Source organism: Chryseobacterium takakiae (assembly GCF_900129385.1).
Lineage (GTDB): Bacteria > Bacteroidota > Bacteroidia > Flavobacteriales > Weeksellaceae > Chryseobacterium > Chryseobacterium takakiae.
Map to the genome: position 1 here is coordinate 115382 of NZ_FQVO01000008.1, position 20456 is coordinate 135837.

A 20456-nucleotide genomic window follows, 5' to 3' on the forward strand; every position below is an offset into this window, starting at 1 on the left:
TTTTTAATCATTACTCAACAATTTTAAAATCAAGCTGCTTCTGAATGAGATTTGCTTTTACGACTTTAATCTGCACCTGATCCCCCAGCTGATAGCGTTTCCCGTGTCTCATTCCGTATACGGCGTGGGTTTTGGCATCATATGAATACGAATCGTCCACAAGATCTCTTAATTTAATCAGACCTTCTGCACCATTTTCAGGAATTTCCACCCAGAAACCAAATTCCGCAACGCCGGAAATAACGCCTGTAAAAGTCTCTCCCAGATGTTTTTCCATAAATTTCACCTGCATGAATTTGATGGAATCCCTTTCCGCATCAGCAGCCAGACGCTCCATCGAACTGCAGTGTTTCGCTTTCTCTTCGAGCTCGGCTTTATTCGGGGATTTTCCTCCGTCCAGATAATGCTGCAGCAAACGGTGTGCAATAAGATCCGGATAACGACGGATAGGCGAGGTGAAGTGCGTATAAAAATCGAAACCAAGTCCGTAGTGTCCGATTGGTTCTGTAGAATACACCGCTTTGCTCATGCTTCTCATGGCAAGCGTTTCAATCATATTTTCTTCGCCTTTGCCTTTTACATCATGCAATAATCTATTCAACGATTCGGCAACTTTTTTACTGTTGGCCAGATCCATTTTATATCCGAACGTTGAAACAAAATCTCTCAACGATTCCAGTTTTGCAGGATCCGGATCATCGTGAACCCTGTAAATAAAGGTATTTTGGGTAATATCTCCTTTTTTGTTCAGGGAAATAAATTCCGAAACTTTTTTATTGGCAAGCAGCATGAATTCCTCAATCAGGTGGTTGGAGTCTTTACTGATTTTAAAATACACGCCAACCGGTTCGTTGTTTTCATCAAGATTGAACCGTACTTCACTTCTGTCAAAGGTAATCGCACCTTTACTTATTCTTTCTGCACGCATGATTTTTGCCAACCTGTCCAGCACATTGATTTCTTCCTGAAGATCACCTTCTTTTGTTTCAATTCTCTCCTGAGCTTCCTCATAGGTGAATCTTCTGTCTGAATGAATCACCGTTCTGCCAAACCATTGTTTTTTAATTTTGGCATCATCATCCAATTCAAAAACCGCTGAAAATGTGAATTTATCTTCATTCGGACGAAGTGAACACACATCATTACTCAACACTTCGGGAAGCATCGGTACAACACGATCTACCAGATAAACGGAGGTTGCTCTCTGATACGCTTCATCATCAAGAATAGTTCCGGGAACTACGTAATGCGATACATCGGCAATATGAACCCCGATTTCCCAGTTTCCGTTTTCCAGCTTTCTGATGGATAAAGCATCATCAAAATCTTTAGCATCTTTAGGGTCGATGGTAAAAGTGGTGATCCCTCTCATATCCCAGCGTTTTGCCACTTCTTCTTCGTTAATGCTTCTGTCTATCTTATCGGCATCGCGTTCTACTTCTTCCGGGAATTGGTACGGCAGCCCGTATTCGGCAAGAATAGAGTGGATCTCTGTCTCGTGTTCTCCCGGAGCTCCCAATACCTGGATAATTTCTCCTTCCGGATTTTTATCGCCTGGTTTCCATTCGGTCATTTTTACAACCACTTTATCACCGTCATTAGCACCGCCAAAGTTTCCTTTCGGGATAAAAATATCAGTATTGATGGTCTTTTTATCGCAAACCACAAATCCGAAATCTTTATGAGCAACCACCTGCAGCGTTCCCACAAATTCTGTTCTTCCTCTTTCTAGCACTTCCAGAACGGAACCTTCCAGTTTTTTTCCTTTATAAGTGTAGGTTACAATTAAAACTTTGTCACCCTGTAAAGCATCCTTTACGTTTTTGGAGTGGATGAAGATATCATCTTCCAAACCTTCAACATTAACATAGGCATTTCCTGACTGGTTGAAATCGATAATTCCCGTCAATGTTCCTTTGATATTAAGGTTGACGATATATTTTCCTTTTTCGGCTTCTTTAATTCGTTCGGCAGCCTGCAGCTTATGCAGCGCCTGGATAACAAGCTCGCGTTGTCTTGGATTTTTATAGTCTATTCCTTCAGCAATCTGCTTATAATTATAGACTTTTGTTGAATTTTCATTCATAAAACGCAGAATCAGTCTTCCGATTTCCTGCAGTTTATGATCATTTTTCTGACTTATATATTTTCTTTTTTTTGGCATTTTTTATAATTTTATTTTAACAGGTTTAATGAATATCATTATTCATTCTGTGAGCATTCACTTATATGAATAGCCGGAATCGTTATGAAATATTCATTAAACAATAGACTGTATGAAATGAGATATGTCTGAACTCATTTACAGCAACATCAATTTTCTTTCCAAATTTATCAGTGACGGAACTTTTAGTTTTGCATAAATTTAATACAAAAAATGGAGAAGAGTATGGAAAAACCTTTTATTAAATCTTTTTAAATATAACATAAATATAATAAAGGTTCAATGGAAATGAAAGGATGGTAAATCCTTCCGGACATTGCAAATATACAAAATAAAAAATAAATAAGGCTTGCAATTTGATTTACAAGCCCTTATATTTAGCAGTATGCGATTTTATCAACTCTGTTCTGGTGTCTTCCGCCTTCGAAATCTGTGGAGAGAAATTTATCAACGATTTCTATGGTCAGCTCTTTTGAAATGAATCTAGCAGGAATTGAAATCATATTGGCATCATTATGCTGTCTTGCCAGTGAAGCGATCTCCGGCATCCAGCAAAGGGCACAACGAATCTTCTGATGCTTATTGGCCGTGATCTGAACTCCGTTTCCGCTTCCGCAAAATAAGATTCCCAACTCATTTTCCCCGTTTTCTACGGATGTCGCCGCGGGATGAACAAAGTCCGGATAATCCACACTGTCTGTGGAGAACGTTCCAAAATCCTGAACCTCAAACTTTTCTGATAAATAGTTTTTCACAATCTCTTTATATTCGAAGCCTGCGTGGTCTGCGGCAATGGCAATTTTTCTTTTCATAACCGTTTATTTAGTCTTTTTTTAGATTTTATTTCACAGCAAAGGTAAGAATAATAACATTCTTGTTAGTCTTTCGGGAGTAAATTGTGAAAAGCATTGTGAATAACTGTGGATAACTCCGGTAAAATAAATGTTTCGTAACATTAGAAAAATTTGTAATGAAAACTATAACCAAAAAAAATGTTAAAATTTTCAAAAAATTTTTGTGCAGGAATTCTTAAGTTTTTCCATAAATCGGTTATCCATAAAGTAAATTGGGGAAAAGTTATCAATAATTGTTAGTAACAGAGTGAAAAATCAGATTTACAATCTTTTATAATGTAAATAAAATGTGAATTGAATATAAAATTACGTGTGATGAAATTTATTCAAAAAACTTATCCCCTAAATTCACAACACTCAACAACAATAGCGTATTCTTTTTTTTAAAGAGAAAAAAATTGTTGATAGCTGAATGTTGGGTCTGCGAAAAACTTTTCTGAAAACTTTTCAAAAGTTGCCGCGATTCAAAAATTTTAAAATCTTACATTTGTGAAAAGAAAATTCAACGATATGGATGGAGCCGTCTGGCCGCAGGTTTGTATAATGCTGCAGTAACAGTCGGTTGCCTAAGACCGAGAAATAATATACAAGTACATATGAAAACAATCAATGATTTCAATTTTAACGGTAAGAAAGCACTGGTAAGGGTAGATTTCAATGTTCCGCAGGACGACCAGCTGAAAGTAACCGACAATACCCGTATTGCAGCCGTAAAGCCAACGGTGGACAAAATCCTGGAGGATGGAGGAGCGGTGATTCTTATGGCGCACTTGGGAAGACCAAAAGGAGAGGTGAAGGATGAATTTTCACTGAAGCATATTGTGGAAGAAGTATCCAATGTATTGGGTCATCAGGTAAAGTTCGTTGACGAATGCATAGGAGAGAAGGCTGAGCAGGCTGCAAAAGATCTTAATGCCGGTGAGATTCTTTTACTCGAGAATCTGCGTTTTCATAAAGAAGAGGAAAAAGGTGATGAGGCGTTCGCAGAGAACCTTTCAAAATTAGGAGATGCCTACGTAAATGATGCCTTCGGAACAGCGCACAGGGCACATGCTTCTACTGCTGTAATAGCCCAGTTTTTTCCTTCAACTAAATTTTTCGGTTTATTGATGGCTAAAGAACTTCAGGCGATCGATAAAGTTCTAAAATCTGGGGAACGTCCTGTTACTGCGATACTTGGAGGATCTAAAGTTTCTACTAAAATTACAATTATCGAAAATATACTGCCGGCTGTAGATAATCTGATTATCGGTGGTGGGATGGCTTTCACTTTTATTAAGGCATTGGGCGGAAAGATCGGAACCTCTCTTGTAGAAGAAGATAAATTGCCTTTAGCGCTTGAAATTTTAGGAAAGGCTAAAGAACACAATGTAAAAGTGTATCTTCCATCTGATACGATTATTGCAGAAAGTTTCAGCAATGATGCCGATAGAAAGGAATCTGACATTTATGCTATTCCGGAAGGCTGGATGGGTCTTGACGCGGGGCCGAAGTCCAGAGATCAGTTTAATGATGTATTACTGGATTCCAGAACAATTTTATGGAATGGACCGATCGGAGTTTTCGAAATGTCAAACTTTGCAGCAGGAACAGTAGCTTTAGGAGACAGTATTGCTGAAGCAACAAAACTTGGAGCTTTCTCTTTAGTTGGGGGAGGAGACAGCGTTGCTTTTGTGAAGCAGTTCGGTTATGGTGAGAAAGTTAGCTATGTATCTACCGGTGGCGGAGCAATGCTTGAAAGTCTGGAAGGATTGGAGCTTCCCGGTGTTGCTGCGATCAATAAATAGAAATTTATTAAATAAATTTAAAACCCGGCAAAAATCTGCCGGGTTTTATTTTGGATATTCTTAATCAAGGTTATGAAAAAATTTTCTAAGCGATTCTCAGCGGCTTTAAATGGAAAATGTAAAATCAAATATTATTCAGATTTTCTTACTTACTAACAATTTTTCAAGAAAATGCATAAAAAATGACCTTCAGAAATAGGTCAAATTTCCATTTTCTATTTTTTTTCGATAATGTATATCAAACTTGAAAATTCGTTCGAAAAAAGGGCTTTTACGTTAGAAATCGTTCCGAAGATCATTGCTTTAAGCCAAAAAAGGGAAGATTTTTGATATTTTTCGCTTAACATGGAGATGTAGTATGAATCAAGAACCAATGGTTTTATTTTTCTCAATTTCCAGTTCGGCTTTTTTGCAATGAGATTTTCCATTCCTTTTTTTGTAAAATGGTAAATGTGTCTTGGCACATCATAAGCTGCCCAGAATTCTTTATAGTGTTTTCCATCGTAAGAAGTAGGGTTGGGAACCGCAATAATCAACAGTCCCTTTTCTTTTAATTTCCTGTTAAAGATTTCCAGCATTTCATCCTGATTTTCGATGTGTTCGAATACGTGCCAAAGCGTAATGGCATCCAGGCTGTGATCTTCAATGGTATTGATATCATCCAGAATGACAGCTTTCGATAATTTTCTTGCTGCAGCATTTCTGGCATCTGCATCCGGTTCATATCCGAAAACTTCAAAATCATTTTCTATGTATTTAACAAATTCTCCGGCACCGCATCCATAATCCAGCACTTTTGAATTTTTAGGGATTCTGTCCAACAGAATTGTTTTCTTGTACTGTAAATTGAAGGATTGTAAAAATTTGTATAATTTTTCTTTCAGACTTCCGGAATCCTGGTGATGGGAAATATAATCTTCGCTTTCATAATATTTTGAAATATTGGATGGAATAGGAGATGTTTTATACACTCCTTTGGTTTCCGTTTCTTTAATTTCAAATATTTCCTGGGAAAGAAAATGATCTTTAATTTTCATTGTTATGTGATTCTTTATAAAAAAAGTTAAGGTATTCTAAACTTTAAAAGGCTTAAAAATACCTTAATTTCTATTCAAATTTCATTTATGTTTCACGTGAAACATTTATTAATTAACGTCCTAAATAGACCAGTAAAACGTTGATATCAGCAGGTGAAACCCCGCTGATTCTTCCTGCCTGAGCAATAGTTTTTGGTCTTACATTTGACATTTTTTGCTTGGCCTCTGCAGAAAGACTGGATATTTTGGTATAATCAAAATCTTCAGGAATTTTGATATTTTCCAGCCTGTTCAGTTTAGCTACATTTTCTTTTTCCTTTTCGATATAGCCTTTATACTTGATATTGATTTCAGCCTGCTCTCTTACTTCATCATCATATTTCGATGCATTTTCTCTGATGGCATCTATATGTTCAAGTTTTTCCAGCGTCATATTCGGTCTTGTAAGAATTTGTGCCGCTCTGTATGCCTGATCTACAGGACTGCTTTCAATAGTTTCCAGAATAGGGTTAATCATTCCGGGCTTTAAAGAAGTTTCGCGAAGGAAATTCTCAAGTTCTTCACTTTGAGCCACTTTTTCTTCAACTCTTTTTAAACGATCTTCTTTTGCAAGTCCTAACTCAAATGCCTTTTGGGTTAATCTGATATCTGCGTTATCCTGTCTCAGCAATAGCCTGTATTCAGCTCTGGAAGTAAACATCCTATAAGGCTCTTCTGTTCCTTTTGTAATCAAATCATCAATTAGAACACCGATATATGCTTCATCTCTGTTAAGGATGAATTCATCTTTTTCGTGTACTTTATTGTGGGCATTGATCCCTGCAATAAGACCTTGTCCAGCTGCTTCTTCATATCCCGTTGTTCCGTTGATCTGGCCGGCAAAATATAAATTATCAATGAGTTTTGTCTCTAACGTATGCTTCAACTGGGTAGGAGGGAAGTAGTCATATTCAATAGCATAACCCGGGCGGAATACTTTTACATTTTCAAATCCTGGAATATGTTTCATCGCTTTAATTTGTACATCTTCGGGAAGAGAAGAGCTGAAACCATTAACATAGATTTCCACTGTTTTCCACCCTTCCGGTTCTACGAATAGCTGGTGCCTGTTTCTTTCTGCAAAGCGGTTGATTTTATCTTCAATACTAGGGCAGTATCTTGGACCTAAACTTTGGATCGTACCATTAAACATCGGGCTTCTGTCAAATCCTTCACGTAAAATATCATGTACAGTTTCGTTGGTGTAAACAATATGACAGCTTAATTGTCTGGTTAATTTAGGAGTATCTAAGTAGCTGAATTTTTGAGGGTTTTCATCTCCTTTCTGCTCTTCCATTTTAGAATAATCCAGGCTTCTTCCGTCTACACGCGGTGGTGTACCGGTTTTCATTCTTCCGGCTTCAAAACCTAAAGAAACGAGCTGCTCTGTAATTCCGAAAGCTCTTGGTTCGCCCATTCTTCCGCCTCCTAGCTGCTTGTCTCCAACATGGATTAACCCGTTAAGAAAAGTACCATTCGTAAGAACTACGGAGTGTGCTTTGATTTCGATTCCTAATGAAGTAACAACGCCTGTTACTTTATTATTTTCTACAATAAGCTGCTTCACCATATCCTGGAAAAAATCCAGATTCGGAGTATTTTCTAATGCTAAACGCCATTCTTCTGCAAACAACATTCTGTCGTTTTGAGTCCTGGGTGACCACATGGCAGGACCTTTAGAGAGGTTAAGCATTTTAAATTGGATGGCAGATTTATCCGCTACAATTCCGGAATATCCTCCCATTGCATCAATCTCACGGACGATCTGTCCTTTGGCAATACCTCCCATTGCGGGGTTGCAGCTCATTTGCCCGATGGTCTGCATATTCATTGTAATAAGCAGTGTTTTTGATCCGAGGTTGGCTGCAGCAGCGGCTGCCTCACATCCTGCATGACCTGCACCGACTACAATTACATCATATATTTCTGAAATCATCTTTTTCGCTTGTTTTAAGCCTCAAATTTTAATCTTTTTATAAAATGTTTCACGTGAAACATTGGATTGAATTACGGCCTGAAATCGCCTGTAATACGCTTTTTTTAGCCCCGATCGCAGCATTTGTCTGAGCTCATTTTCTTTTTGAAAAAAAAGAAAATGGCGAGTGCGGAGAGCGGGATCAAGCTCCTGAAAAAATAGAGAATCTAAAACATATTGTTTCATAAGTGCTGCTCTGTTTCAATTGCCGTATTTTGCTAAATAATAATCTTCTTTGCTTCGCATCAGCTGTTCTTCTTCTTCGGATTTGTCTTTATATCCTGAAAGGTGAAGGACACCATGTGCCAAAACTCTTCTCAGTTCTTCTTCATAATCTTTTGAAAGGGTAGAAGCGTTATCTGAAATGCGCTGCAAAGATACGAAAATCTCCCCGCTTATCGTTCTTCCTTTCACATAGTCGAAAGTAATGATGTCGGTATAGTAATCATGCTGCAGATAATCCTGATTTACTTTCAGCAGATATTCATCGTCACAGAAGATATAATTGATTTCTCCAAGCTTTTTACCTTCTGAAAGAATGATGTCTTCCAGCCATGTTTTGTAGTCGGTATTAACCGTTTCGTGTAAATTTTCGTAAAAGAATTGTATCATTGTATTAAAACCAGTGTCCTAAAATTACACTGAATATGCCTTTTTGGTTGTTTTTGAGTGAGTGACTGAAGTTTATTTTAATTTGTCCGAACGGAGATTTGTATCCCGCGGTAAGTCCAATAGAGCTATAATTTAATTTTACCGCATCTTCAAAGCTGATATCGTCCGAGAGATTGGCAAAAGAAAAGTTCCCGCTGATGAAATAGTTTTTATTGAACTTAAACTGAAGATCATTGCAGATCAAGACCACATTGTTACTATTCAGCTGCCCGAAGTAGAATCCCGGAAAGCTTCTGAAATTAACGATATTTTGTTCGAATATTCCACCGAGCCGGTATTGATAAAAGTTAGGAAGGTTTTCTCCTATGGTAATTCCTCCATAAAGATTTAGACGGTAAGCAAATTGCTTGGAAAGCGGGATATTGATTCTGATGTCTGCTTTTACCTGGACGAGTCTTTTCTCTACTTCGGATTTCATCAGATCGATTACCTTACCTTCTGCATTAATATAAATACCACGGGTAGGGAAGTCCTTATCATTTTGGGTATCACTTTTTAAAAATACATACGGATTCAGAAAACGATTATAGCGTTTATTGGTTCCATTGGCTTCTGCTTCAAAATAATCATGGCTGATTCCTGTTCCCACTGCAAATTTATCCCTCCAGATCGACTGAATATACGCCTCATTGCGAAGCCACATCCATTGATCTACTTCATAATTATTGATATCCTTCAGATCAAAACTCATTCCTGATGAGTAAATCCCAAATCCCGGAATGTAACCGTTGTCGATAAAGTAGTTAAGATAATATCTTGGCTTGTCACCCACAACAACATCCAGCGAGAGGTTTGAATTTCTGAACAGGAGACGTTTAGCAGAATAGTTGACAAGAAGCCCGGTTTTGAAAATTTCATCGTAATGCAGCCCAAATTTGAGAAAGTGGCGTGAGTTATCTTCAGTGACATATAATTTCAGATAATTGACATCATTTTCAGAGATAATATCATAATTAATAAATTTATAGTTATTCGTAGCAACCAGCTTATCTATTTTTTTATTAATGCTTCCGTAAGTTTGTAGAGAGGGAAGGCGAAGTCCCATTTTCCCGAGAACATAGTTTTTACCGTAAATTCGGCCTCCTTCTATGGCAACGCTATCTATCTTATAAACGTTGGAATATATTGGATTTATGTGCTGTCTGAGGCGGTCAAACGGACGTTTTGGCAATTCATCCAGAATTTTCGAATATTTTATTCCTTCCGCATAACCGCTGTCGAGAATTTTTTTCTTTTCATCATAACTTGTAGCAGTCATGCCCGTAAGGTTGGGTTTGATATTGATGTCTGTGAATTTATATTGTCTTCTGGTATCTTTTTTAATTCCGAAATCAATAACCTGATTCAGTATGGAAATGATATTCCCTAGGTCTTCCCTTTTGGATAAATCCTGGTTGAGATCTACCCCGATTACAATATCGATTCCTTTATCTTTTAACGGCTTTGAAGGATAGTTTACCGTCATCGCTCCGTCTATATAAATGCTGTCTCCAATTTTTACGGGATCCATCAAAGAAGGAAATGCCGAGCTGGCCATAATCGACTGTACCAGATCTCCTTTTTCAAAAATCTGCATATTTCCACTTTCCAGGTTGGTAGCAACACACATGAAAGGAATCGGCAGTTTTGAAAAATCATCAATATTGGATACATTTTTAAAGAGCTCTTTTAAAAGATAAACATTTTTCTGTCCGGTACTGATAGAGGAGGGAAGGGATATTTTCCCATTTTTCAATGGTATGGTAAGGAGGTATTTATCAACTGATTTATTAAAAAAAGTGGTTTCCTGTCTTGTGGCTTTAGGATCCGTGATTAATGAATAAAAATCCGTATCCATGACAATCTTTTCTATTTCCTTTCCGGAATATCCTGATGCATATAACCCGCCCACAATTGCTCCCATACTGGTTCCGGCAATATAATCTACTTTTACGCCTAATGAATCCAGCACTTTAAGTACTCCGACATGAGAAAATCCTTTAGCACCTCCTCCTGCAAGCGATAATCCTATTCTTGGATTTTTAGGAATTACAAGACCTTTCTTTACCTGGGAATGGAGGAAAAATATTTGGAATACCAATAAAAGGATCAGGAGCTTTCTCATAGGTTAGTCTTTTACATAAATCCGTTTCACGCGGGGAGAAATGGAGGTTAATACTTCATAGGTTATCGTTTTGCAGTAGTCTGCGAATTCTTTAAGGGTTGGTTTTGCGTTGAATACCGTAACCGTATCCCCTTCTTTTACATTAGAAATATGGTCTACATTGATCATCATCATATCCATGCAGATATTGCCGACAATAGGTGCCAAAGTTTTATGGATTCCCACATTTCCCACTTGGTTTCCTATCAGCCGTGGAATACCATCTGCGTAACCAACAGGTATTGTCGCTATTTTTGTAGGATGATCTGTTTTAAATCTTCTGCTGTAGCCTACTGATTCTCCGTCTCCCACAATGGATATTTGTGAAATTACTGTTTTAAAACTTACGACGGATCGCAATTGTTTATTTATTTCACTATTTTGTGATTCTCCCAGCATTCCGATGCCTATTCTTACCATATCATACTGATGATCTGTATAGTTGGTAATTCCTGAAGAGTTCAAGATATGGCGTATAGGAGTGTAGCCCAGATTTTCAATTAAATAATTTGAATTTCTCTCAAATGTATTCAGCTGATGCAAAGTAAATTCTTTTTCAGAAGGAAGATCTGATGATGATAAATGGCTGAATATACTTTGTACTTTTAAATTCTTTTCAGCTAAAGTTCTGCTTAGTTCATCCAGCTCAGAATCCTTAAAACCAAGACGGTGCATTCCCGTTTCCAGTTTGATATGAATGGGATATTTTTTATCATATCCGGATTTTTTTACGGCTTCATAAAACTGTTCCAATACCCTGAGGCTGTAGATCTCAGGTTCCAGATTATAAGCAATCACGGTATCATAACTGTGTTGCTCAGGATTCATAACAACAATTGGTACCGTAATTCCTTTTTTTCGCAGCTCGACACCTTCATCTACAAAAGCTACTCCTAAATAATCAATATGATGATGTTGCAGGAATTCGGAAATTTCATAGCTTCCGAGACCGTATGCATTGGCCTTTACCATAGCCATCATTTTAGTGGCAGGTTTAAGTAAGGATTTATGATAATTAATATTATGAAGAATCGCATTGAGATTAATTTCAAGAACCGTATCATGTTTCCTGAGTTCAAGAATATCTTTAAGCTTCTCTATTTCAAACTTTCTCGCCCCTTTTAACAGAATAATCTGGTTTTCAATTTCCGTAAGATGTTTACTGTCAATTAATTCCCTAGTGTTAATATAAGTAGAGGTTTTAGATTTAAATAACTCACTATAGTTGGAAATTTCATTACCAATCAGGAAAACAGAATCAAATCTTTGCTCATTTACCAGTTCGGAAACTTCTTCATACAATTCTCTCGAATTTGAATTTACTCCAACAATATCCGTTAAGACCAGAGACTTTTTAGGTTTATTGTATTCATTTAAGAACTGTAATGCTGTTTTTAAAGAATCCAGATCCAGATTAAAAGAATCATTAATAACAATATTATTTTTAATTCCTTCAATGGCTTCGAGTCTCATTTCTACAGCTTTCAGCGCATTGATTTTTTCGATGATCTTATCATTGCTGATCTCTAATTCTTTTAAAACAGTTAAAAGTGCAAGAGCATTGATTAATGTTGCCTCGTCCCTTTGATTAACGGGAAAACTTATCTGCTCGTTAAAATATTGGACAACAACATCTTCTTCTCTGGAAAGATTATTTTTGAAATGTACATCATTATGCTCCTTAAAACCGTAAGTAATTAATCTCTTTGTTGAATAAAGTTCTTTTATTTTACTGTCAACCAATATATTATCACCATTATAAATAATGACTTTGGAATTTCTGAACAGCTTTATTTTTTCATCAACCAATTGTTCTTCAAAAGTAAAATTGGCGAGGTGTGCGGTTCCAATATGGGTGAGCAATCCGATCTGAGGATGAAAGATATTTTCCTGCTTTTCCATTTCATCCGGTTTAGAGATCCCTACTTCAAAAATTCCCAACTCATGAGAATCATTAATCTGAAGTAATGATAACGGAAGACCTATTTGTGAGTTGAAACTTTTGGGACTTTTTACCGTCGTGAATTCATTCCACAGACATTGGTACAGCCATTCTTTTAAAATGGTTTTACCATTGCTTCCGGTAATTCCAATAGATTTTATATAAGCATTTTCGAAATGGTATTTTGCAAGCTTTTGAAGAAATACAACAGCATTTTCGGTAATAATCCAGGTAATATTTTCATAATTAGGATAATGATTTTCGGAAATAATTACTTGTATTCCCCTGTCAATAGCTGCTTCAATAAATTTTTCTCCTGAATTTTTATGCGTATTGATGGCAATAAATGCCGTATTTTTAGTAGAATAAATAATTCTGCTGTCGAAAGCTATATTTTTTATCAAAAGTTTTCCGTCACCAATAACGTGCGCATTGGCGATTTCTGCAATCTGATGTACTGTATAATTCATTGGTGCCTGTTCTGCTGATTGTAAGCAGGAAACAAATAAGCAAAGGCCTGATCAAATAATTGCTTATATTTCCGGCTTCTTTTTGGCCTAATTTACTGTTTTTTCTTCTTCAAAAGTACTTCATCAATAAAAACCCGGCGGCTTACCGCTTCATAGCTTTCCGTTTCGCCAAGTTCTACCAGGTCATTTCCGTTGGATATTCTCATGGAATAATTGGCAAGATTTCCGGTCCTTCTACAGATTGCGTGCACTTTGGTGACATATTCCGCAGTAGCCATAAGATTGGGCATAGGTCCGAATGGTCTTCCTAAAAAGTCCATATCCAGGCCTGCAATTACCACCCGGATTCCGCTGTCTGCCAGTTGATTGGCTACATCTACAATGCCCTCATCAAAAAACTGTGCTTCATCAATTCCTACTACATCACAATTGGAAGCCAGCAAAATAATTTCATTAGGATTTTCTACCGGTGTACTTCGTATTTTGTTTTGATTATGAGAAATTACTTCTTCTTCAGAATACCTCGTATCCAGTTTCGGTTTAAAAATCTCCACATTCTGCCCCGCCATTTCTGCTCTTCTCAGCCTCCTGATCAACTCTTCGGTTTTTCCGGAAAACATAGAGCCACAAATAACTTCCATCCAACCACTTTGTTTGGAATGATTAATTGTATTTTCTAAAAACATTTGTTAAATTAGCCGTATATTTTTAACATCAAAAGTAAGCAATTTTTTAACAAGATTCTTATATGCAAAACATCCAAGATTTAAAGGAAAAGATTTTTTTTGAATCCAAGAATATGATCGCTATTCTGGATAAAATAAGCAATGTAGACGAATTAATTTCCCGGCAGGATCTTGTAGATGAACTTGCAAACCGGATCTCGTTTCTCAAGTTGCTTGAAAAAAACCTGGAGTATTTTGAAAATGAAAATTTTTCTTCAACAGAAAAAAATAGTGAAAACTTTTTATCTCAGCCTTTCATTGAAAGCAATTATGAAGTAGAAGAGGAAGAAGCTATTTTTAATAATCAACTCAATGAAATTGGTGAAAATCAAGAATATCGGGTTACAGAAGAAGAAGCTATTTTCAACAATCAGCTTAATGAAATTGTTGAAGAAGAGCTTCATGAGACGCTGGTCAACTTTGTTGAGGAAAATACAGATTCTGAAACCATTATATCAAACGATACACAAGTAGATAAAGATGTTTTTAATGAGCAGCTGGAAGAAATTGATGAACACAACATTCCTGAAAATACCGACGAAACATTGAATTTTATCGATGAAGAAAGAGGTTTAGCATTTGCTAAACCTGAAAATGACGATGATATTGATGAAAATATGTTCAGCAGAGAACATACGGAAGAAGAAGCTGTTTTTAATAATCAGCTTAATGAAATTGATGAATTTGAAAATGAAGTTTCTGATGATCAGGGAGATCTGAATGATTTTGATGAAGAAGAAAACATCAGGAATAATTTTGATTCCGATATTAAAAATGAAGAAAAAACTGAAATCACAGAGACCATTCCAGGCATTTTTGATACGGAACCAATTGATGAAGACCTGCTGATTGAAGAAAATGAGGCCGATTTTACGGTTTCCGAAGCGATGATCGAACACGGAGAAATGGCTGCCGATACTTCAAACGTGGAAAGTATTGTAACGGAAATAAGGCACGAAGCTGCCGTGGAAGAAAAGCAGGAGACAATTCTGGCAGAGATTAACGACCGACGAAAAATTGTTGAGATTGACAGGCCTGCCCCTGAAAAAGAAAAAGATAAACCAGCTTCTGATGAAAGTTTTGAAAATTTAGAAGCGTATCAGCAGGAGAAAAAGATTAAACTGGCACATATCAAAGGTTTGAAAGCTGTTCAGACCCTTTTTGATGATGACCATCTGGAAAGAACACTGCCATCAGAGAAAACACCCCCTGCAGAGAAAAAAGAAGATTCGGGAAGTATTTTGAAAACGAATATTCCGACAGATTTTATGGAGGCGGAAAAGAAAAAACCGGAATTCAAACTGGATTTGAACGACCGTATTGCCTTCTCGAAAATGCTTTTCGGCGGAAGCCAGTCTGAACTCAATGAAGTAGTAAATAATCTGAATAGTTTCAGAACATTAGAAGAGGCAAAAGAATACCTGAGCGATCTTTATTATGCCAAAAAATGGAGTAAGGTAGATGAGTATGCACAAAGACTCTGGATCTTGGTAGAAAACAAATTTTTATAACGTAAATTTTGAGCGGAATTCTATATTTTGTTCCCACACCGATCGGGAACCTTGAGGATATGACTTACAGAGCGGTAAGTATTTTAAAAGAAGTGGATTATATACTATGTGAAGACACCAGAACTTCCGGAATTCTTCTGAAGCATTTCGAGATTTCCAAACCTTTAAAATCGTATCATCTTCATAACGAGCATCAGGCAACGGATAAAGTGATCACTGATCTGAAAAGCGGGCAGAATATTGCCATTATCACCGATGCAGGAACTCCCGGAATCTCGGATCCCGGTTATTTACTGGCAAAAGCAGGCGCAGATCATCATATCGATATGATCTGTCTTCCTGGAGCCACTGCTTTTGTGCCGGCTTTAGTAGTTTCCGGACTTCCCAATAACGAATTTCTTTTCGCAGGATTTCTGCCGCAGAAAAAAGGCAGGCAAACCAAACTGAAACAGCTGGCAGAAGAAAGAAAGACGATTGTTCTTTATGAAAGCCCGCATAAAATCAATACTACGCTGGAACAGATCAAAGAATTTTTCGGGGAAAACACGAAAGTGAGCCTGAGCAGGGAAATCTCAAAAAAGTTTGAAGAAACCAAACGCGGAACAATTATTGAACTTATTGAATTTTCTAAAAGCAAAACCCTAAAAGGTGAGATCGTTCTCATCGTAAATAATTCCATTTAATTGAAAAAACTAATTTTCGTGCTGTTTTCGTCGGTTTGCCTCGGACAGACGGATCAGTATAAACAGATACTCTTAACAAAAAAACTGGGCAAAGAAGTACGTTCCTACACGAAAGGTTACGGAATGATCGGTGATGCCAAAACCGGAACATCCGGAATCGTAGATTCTTTAGGAAATATTACTTTTAATTATCCCTCAAAAAGCGAAGTTTCCAGGATTTGGAAAGACAGGTTTATCCTTAAGGTTAAATCAGGGAATTCTATAGGAAAGACAGCTCTTATTGATGAAAAAGGAAAAGAACTTATTCCTTTGGATAACTTTAAATTCAGGACCTGGGAAAATAAAGACCGCCTGATCTATACAAAACAGGGAAAAGAATGTGTTTATGACTTCAACGGAAAACAGATGATCCCTTTGTCCGAAAAAATAGAATTCGGCAGCGAAAACAGGTTTTTTGTTAAGATAAACGGAAGCTGGTTTATTTACGATTTTGATGGCAAACAGGTTTCAGACAGAGCGTTTACAACCGATCTTAGGTTTTACAAAGGCCGCACTTATATTTCTACGGGTGAAAAATCTGGTGAAATTATTGATAATAACGGCAAAACCGTAACAACTATTTCTGATCATAACGTTGACAATATCAATGCGTTTCCTTTCTTAGTAACACTTGATATCACAAGAAACCGGTACGGAATTATTGATGAAAAAGAGAAAGTTATTACAGATGAAATCTATGATCAGGCTTTCGTGGGAAGAGAATATATCTATCTTACCAAAGATGACAGAGTAAGTATTTTTTCAAAGAAGGAAGGGAAAATTTATGATCTTGATTATCAATATGTAAATCCCCTTTTCAACGGTTTGTTTAAAACATCTCAGGATCAGAACAATCCTAAAGCTGCGGTGGTACGCCTGTCAGGAGAAGTCATTTTTCCTAAAGAATATGACCGGGTGGAAGGACTTACCATCGCCGGAGAAAAATATATTTATCTGCGAAAGGATGATGAAGAAACCATTGTAGACAAAAATTTTAAAAATATACTGAAAGAAGAATATGAAATTGAAAAGATATTTCCAAATACCATCATTTTAAATAAAGATAATATCTACTACAAATTTTCACCAAAAGACGGACAATATACAGAACTGAAAGGTTTAAAAGAGATTAAACAGCAAGAAATGTATCCTATGATTGTGGGAAAAAATATTGACAATTTTTACGGAGTTCTTAATGAAAACGGGAAAGAGGTTATTCCTTTTATTTATGATGATATCATTACCTTTTCGGGAGCCAATGAATTTGTGATCAAAAAAGACAATAAATTCGGAATTTCAAACCACAAAAATGAACCTTTGGCAGAAGTAGTTTTTGATAAATATATTCAGGAGAAAAAAGGAATAAAATTGATGAAAGGAAAGGATTTTCAGTTTATTTATTTTACAGAACAGAATGAAAAGAATTTTATTGAATAATCATATTATGATAAAAAACAGAGAATAAATTTATTAAAAATGGGATTTAAAATGCAATGAATAACATTTTGTAATATCTTTGCGCACTGTTTATTCGTATAAAATTAAATAATGTATATATTAGCCAACCTTCAAAAGGCTAATTAGTTAAAGAAAATAATTGTCATATATGAAACTATTAGAAGGAAAAGTAGCGCTAATAACGGGAGCTACAAGAGGAATCGGAAAAGGAATCGCTGAAATGTATGCCCAGCAGGGAGCAAAAATCGCTTTCACTTATGCCGGATCTGTTGATAAAGCTAGGGAATTAGAAGAAACTTTAAGTTCTGTAACTCAAATTAAAGGATATCAGTCTGATGCTTCAGATTTTGATGCCGCTCAGACACTGGTAGAAGAAGTTCTGAAAGAATTTGGGAAAATTGATATCCTGATCAACAATGCCGGTATCACAAAAGATAATCTGCTGCTGAGAATGTCAAAAGAAGATTGGGATATGGTAATCAAAGTAAATCTGGATTCTGTATTTAATCTTACAAAAGCGGTAATCAAACCGATGATGAAGGCAAAAGAAGGATCAATTATCAATATGACTTCCGTAGTGGGGATCAGCGGAAACGCGGGGCAGGCGAATTATGCAGCCTCAAAAGCGGGTGTTATCGGATTTACAAAATCGGTGGCTCTTGAATTGGGTTCCAGAAATATCCGCTGCAATGCGATTGCTCCGGGCTTTATCCAGACTGAAATGACGGATGCGCTTGATGATAAAGCAAAAGACAAATGGAACGAAGCAATTCCTATGAAAAAACTGGGTCAGACAAAAGATATTGCCAATGCCTGCGTATTTTTAGGAAGTGAAATGGCATCGTACATCACAGGTCAGACTTTGAATGTAGACGGTGGTTTATTAACATAAAAAAATGAAGTCAGTATATTCTGTTACTGCACTTTTATCAATCATATTGATCATCGGTCTGGTATATATTTCTTATTTTAATGTATATCAGACCGATGATTATATTTATGCGTATACTACCAAAAAATTAGGATTTCTTGGAAACATGCAGGAATTCTACCTGAATTGGGGAGGGCGCTATTTCGGATATGGCTACAATATGCTGATTCCGCTTTCTCAAGATCCGGAAAATATTTTGCCTAAAATTTATCCTGTTTTTCTCATTTTTTCTTTTATAGTTGTTTCAGCGCTGAATTTCAAAGAGTTTTTTAAATATTCCTGGCTTCACACTATCGGTAGAGGGCTCGTCTTATTTTTATTTTATACTGTTATTTTAACGAATATTTCGGAGCATCTCTTTTGGTTTACCGGATCTAATATCTATTTTTTGCCGGTGATTATATCGGGACTTTTGGTGTTTTTCTGCAAGAAATATAACGATACAAGTAAAAGTATGTGGTATTACATGGCTCTGTTGTTTATTTTTATCTTAATGGGCTCCAATGAAATTCTTGCACTGATTGTATTTGGGATTATTGTATATTGGAATACTCAAAATAAGTCGGCCAGAGCAAGAACAATGTTAATTGTTGGATTATCAGGCCTGTTAATTTCATTTCTTGCTCCGGGAAATTTTCAGAGAATGACGGAATCTCAGGATGCTTTTTACCTGAAATGGTTTAAAAGAATCATATATTTCGGCGCAGATACAAGCTATATTTTTATTAAAACAGCTATTATAATTCCATTATTTATTAAAATTTTTGAAAAAGAAGTGGCCGAAATAGCAGTCCGGTATGATTTCAAAAAGCGTATAATGTTCTGGATGATTTCTTTTTTACCCTTGCTGTTCTTAGGATTTATCATGAACAGTATCGGAAGACAGTTCGAAAATATTATCTTTTTCTGGCTCCTAAGTTCATCAGTAATCATTTATGCAAAAATTAATTGGATCAAAAAATGCTGGATTTTTAGCCTGATCTTTATTTTGCTCCCACAAACCAATTTTTTTCCTGAAAAATACAAAAATTTCAATCTCAGCTTTAATATTAATACCATTGCTAAAGAGATATTGTATACAGATCTAAGAGCTTATGACAAAGAAATAAGCAAAAGAATCCATACTTTAAAAACAGCACCGTCAGATTCTGTTGTTTTAGATAAAATAAAAACAGTGCCTCTTGTATTATATTTTGATGAAATGTCTTCTGTAAATGAGAACAGAGATTATGTAAGCATGCAGCTGGAAAAATATTTTAACAAAAAATACATCAGGACGAAATAATATTTATTTTTCTCCGAGAATTTTATCATAAAACTGTTTTACCTGAAGATCTCCAAATCCGAAAATTCCCAGTTCATTTCGAAATTTTTCAAAAACAGCAATGAAATTCATTGTTCCGTCTTGCATTAAATTTCTGACAAAAGTTTCCGGATTAATATTCTGATAAGCATCTATTAGTTTCTGCAAAAAATGAAAGCAGTCTGATGGATGCAGAGAGAGCTGTTTTAATGTATTGCGGTCATTACTTTGATATGCTTTCCACAAATCGCACCCCAGATCAATATCTTTCTGATAAAATAAAATTTTTGACTCTAAGGCCTCTTGTAAATCCACATCGTTTGAATCTGAAAATCCTTCCCAATTATTTCCTGATGAATTTTTTGGAAAAACTCTGTAAATTTTTATGTTTCTGTCTTTGGGAAGTAAGGTCAGGCAAAACCACATATTTACCTGGCAAAAAAGATCATCTTCAAACCAGAGATTTACTTCAGAATGAGCAGGAATATTTTTCATTTTTTCAAATTCCGAAACAACCTTCTGATAGTAATTCACTTTTTCATCAGAATAATTTTCGGAAATAAATGCTGCCCGTATTTTCCATAATTCATCAGGATAATCAGCTTGCAGAGGTCCTGTAACTAACGCTTCTCTACAGATTATTATCTCGCCGGAAATTGCTGTTTGCTTCAGTTTCCCAGCAAGATAATCTCCGTTGGTTATATTAAATATAGTATTCAAATG

The 20456-nt window shown here is 36.2% G+C and carries 15 protein-coding genes; 6 read left to right on the plus strand and 9 right to left on the minus strand.

From position 1 onward, the window contains the following. Positions 1 to 10: 10 nt before the first annotated feature. Together rnr and rpiB are read right to left on the minus strand one after the other, a co-directional pair. Positions 11 to 2164 (minus strand): ribonuclease R, encoded by a 2154-nt coding sequence (gene rnr / locus BUA76_RS11610; RefSeq protein WP_072884971.1) that lies wholly within the window; start codon positions 2162 to 2164, stop codon positions 11 to 13. 377 nt (positions 2165 to 2541) lie between these two features. Further along, positions 2542 to 2976: a ribose 5-phosphate isomerase B gene (gene rpiB, locus BUA76_RS11615; protein WP_072884972.1), complete on the minus strand. Its 435-nt coding sequence runs from the start codon at positions 2974 to 2976 to the stop codon at positions 2542 to 2544. Positions 2977 to 3614: 638 nt separating this feature from the next. Here rpiB and BUA76_RS11620 point away from each other — a divergent pair. Continuing rightward, positions 3615 to 4805, plus strand: coding sequence for a phosphoglycerate kinase (locus tag BUA76_RS11620; protein WP_072884973.1), 1191 nt, complete (start codon positions 3615 to 3617; stop codon positions 4803 to 4805). Positions 4806 to 5020: 215 nt separating this feature from the next. Here BUA76_RS11620 and BUA76_RS11625 read toward each other — a convergent pair whose 3' ends face one another. The 6 genes from BUA76_RS11625 to BUA76_RS11655 all read right to left on the minus strand — a co-directional run bounded on the left by BUA76_RS11625 (position 5021) and on the right by BUA76_RS11655 (position 13769). Next, complete coding sequence (locus BUA76_RS11625) at positions 5021 to 5842, minus strand: class I SAM-dependent methyltransferase (RefSeq protein WP_072884974.1); 822 nt, start codon at positions 5840 to 5842, stop codon at positions 5021 to 5023. Positions 5843 to 5954: 112 nt separating this feature from the next. Next, complete coding sequence (gene mnmG / locus BUA76_RS11630) at positions 5955 to 7817, minus strand: tRNA uridine-5-carboxymethylaminomethyl(34) synthesis enzyme MnmG (protein ID WP_072884975.1); 1863 nt, start codon at positions 7815 to 7817, stop codon at positions 5955 to 5957. A 240-nt stretch (positions 7818 to 8057) separates the two neighbouring features. Beyond that, a complete protein-coding gene (ybeY, locus tag BUA76_RS11640) occupies positions 8058 to 8468 on the minus strand; it encodes an rRNA maturation RNase YbeY (RefSeq protein ID WP_072884977.1) in 411 nt (136 codons plus the stop codon). Positions 8469 to 8472: 4 nt separating this feature from the next. Next, positions 8473 to 10632: a patatin-like phospholipase family protein gene (locus tag BUA76_RS11645; RefSeq protein ID WP_072884978.1), complete on the minus strand. Its 2160-nt coding sequence runs from the start codon at positions 10630 to 10632 to the stop codon at positions 8473 to 8475. A 3-nt stretch (positions 10633 to 10635) separates the two neighbouring features. Further along, positions 10636 to 13083, minus strand: coding sequence for a bifunctional UDP-N-acetylmuramoyl-tripeptide:D-alanyl-D-alanine ligase/alanine racemase (locus BUA76_RS11650; protein WP_072884979.1), 2448 nt, complete (start codon positions 13081 to 13083; stop codon positions 10636 to 10638). 92 nt (positions 13084 to 13175) lie between these two features. Then, complete coding sequence (locus BUA76_RS11655) at positions 13176 to 13769, minus strand: thymidine kinase (protein ID WP_072884980.1); 594 nt, start codon at positions 13767 to 13769, stop codon at positions 13176 to 13178. 62 nt (positions 13770 to 13831) lie between these two features. Between BUA76_RS11655 and BUA76_RS11660 the strand changes: the two genes are divergently transcribed. From BUA76_RS11660 to BUA76_RS11680, 5 genes are all read left to right on the plus strand, one after another. Then, a complete protein-coding gene (locus tag BUA76_RS11660; protein ID WP_072884981.1) occupies positions 13832 to 15319 on the plus strand; it encodes a ring-infected erythrocyte surface antigen domain-containing protein in 1488 nt (495 codons plus the stop codon). A gap of 8 nt (positions 15320 to 15327) precedes the next feature. Further along, positions 15328 to 16002 carry a 16S rRNA (cytidine(1402)-2'-O)-methyltransferase gene (gene rsmI, locus BUA76_RS11665; RefSeq protein WP_072884982.1) on the plus strand — a complete coding sequence of 225 codons (675 nt, stop codon included), beginning with the start codon at positions 15328 to 15330 and terminating at the stop codon, positions 16000 to 16002. Continuing rightward, positions 16003 to 17478 (plus strand): WG repeat-containing protein, encoded by a 1476-nt coding sequence (locus BUA76_RS11670; protein ID WP_072884983.1) that lies wholly within the window; start codon positions 16003 to 16005, stop codon positions 17476 to 17478. It abuts the gene before it with no gap. A gap of 169 nt (positions 17479 to 17647) precedes the next feature. Then, positions 17648 to 18391: a 3-oxoacyl-[acyl-carrier-protein] reductase gene (gene fabG / locus BUA76_RS11675; RefSeq protein WP_072884984.1), complete on the plus strand. Its 744-nt coding sequence runs from the start codon at positions 17648 to 17650 to the stop codon at positions 18389 to 18391. Positions 18392 to 18395: 4 nt separating this feature from the next. Beyond that, the gene (locus BUA76_RS11680; protein ID WP_072884985.1) at positions 18396 to 19715 is read left to right on the plus strand and encodes a DUF6056 family protein; all 1320 of its coding nucleotides are present in this window, start codon (positions 18396 to 18398) and stop codon (positions 19713 to 19715) included. Positions 19716 to 19718: 3 nt separating this feature from the next. On the opposite strand, the gene BUA76_RS11685 is transcribed toward BUA76_RS11680, so the two are convergent. Continuing rightward, positions 19719 to 20453: a DUF1835 domain-containing protein gene (locus BUA76_RS11685; RefSeq protein ID WP_083573220.1), complete on the minus strand. Its 735-nt coding sequence runs from the start codon at positions 20451 to 20453 to the stop codon at positions 19719 to 19721. Positions 20454 to 20456 lie beyond the last annotated feature (3 nt).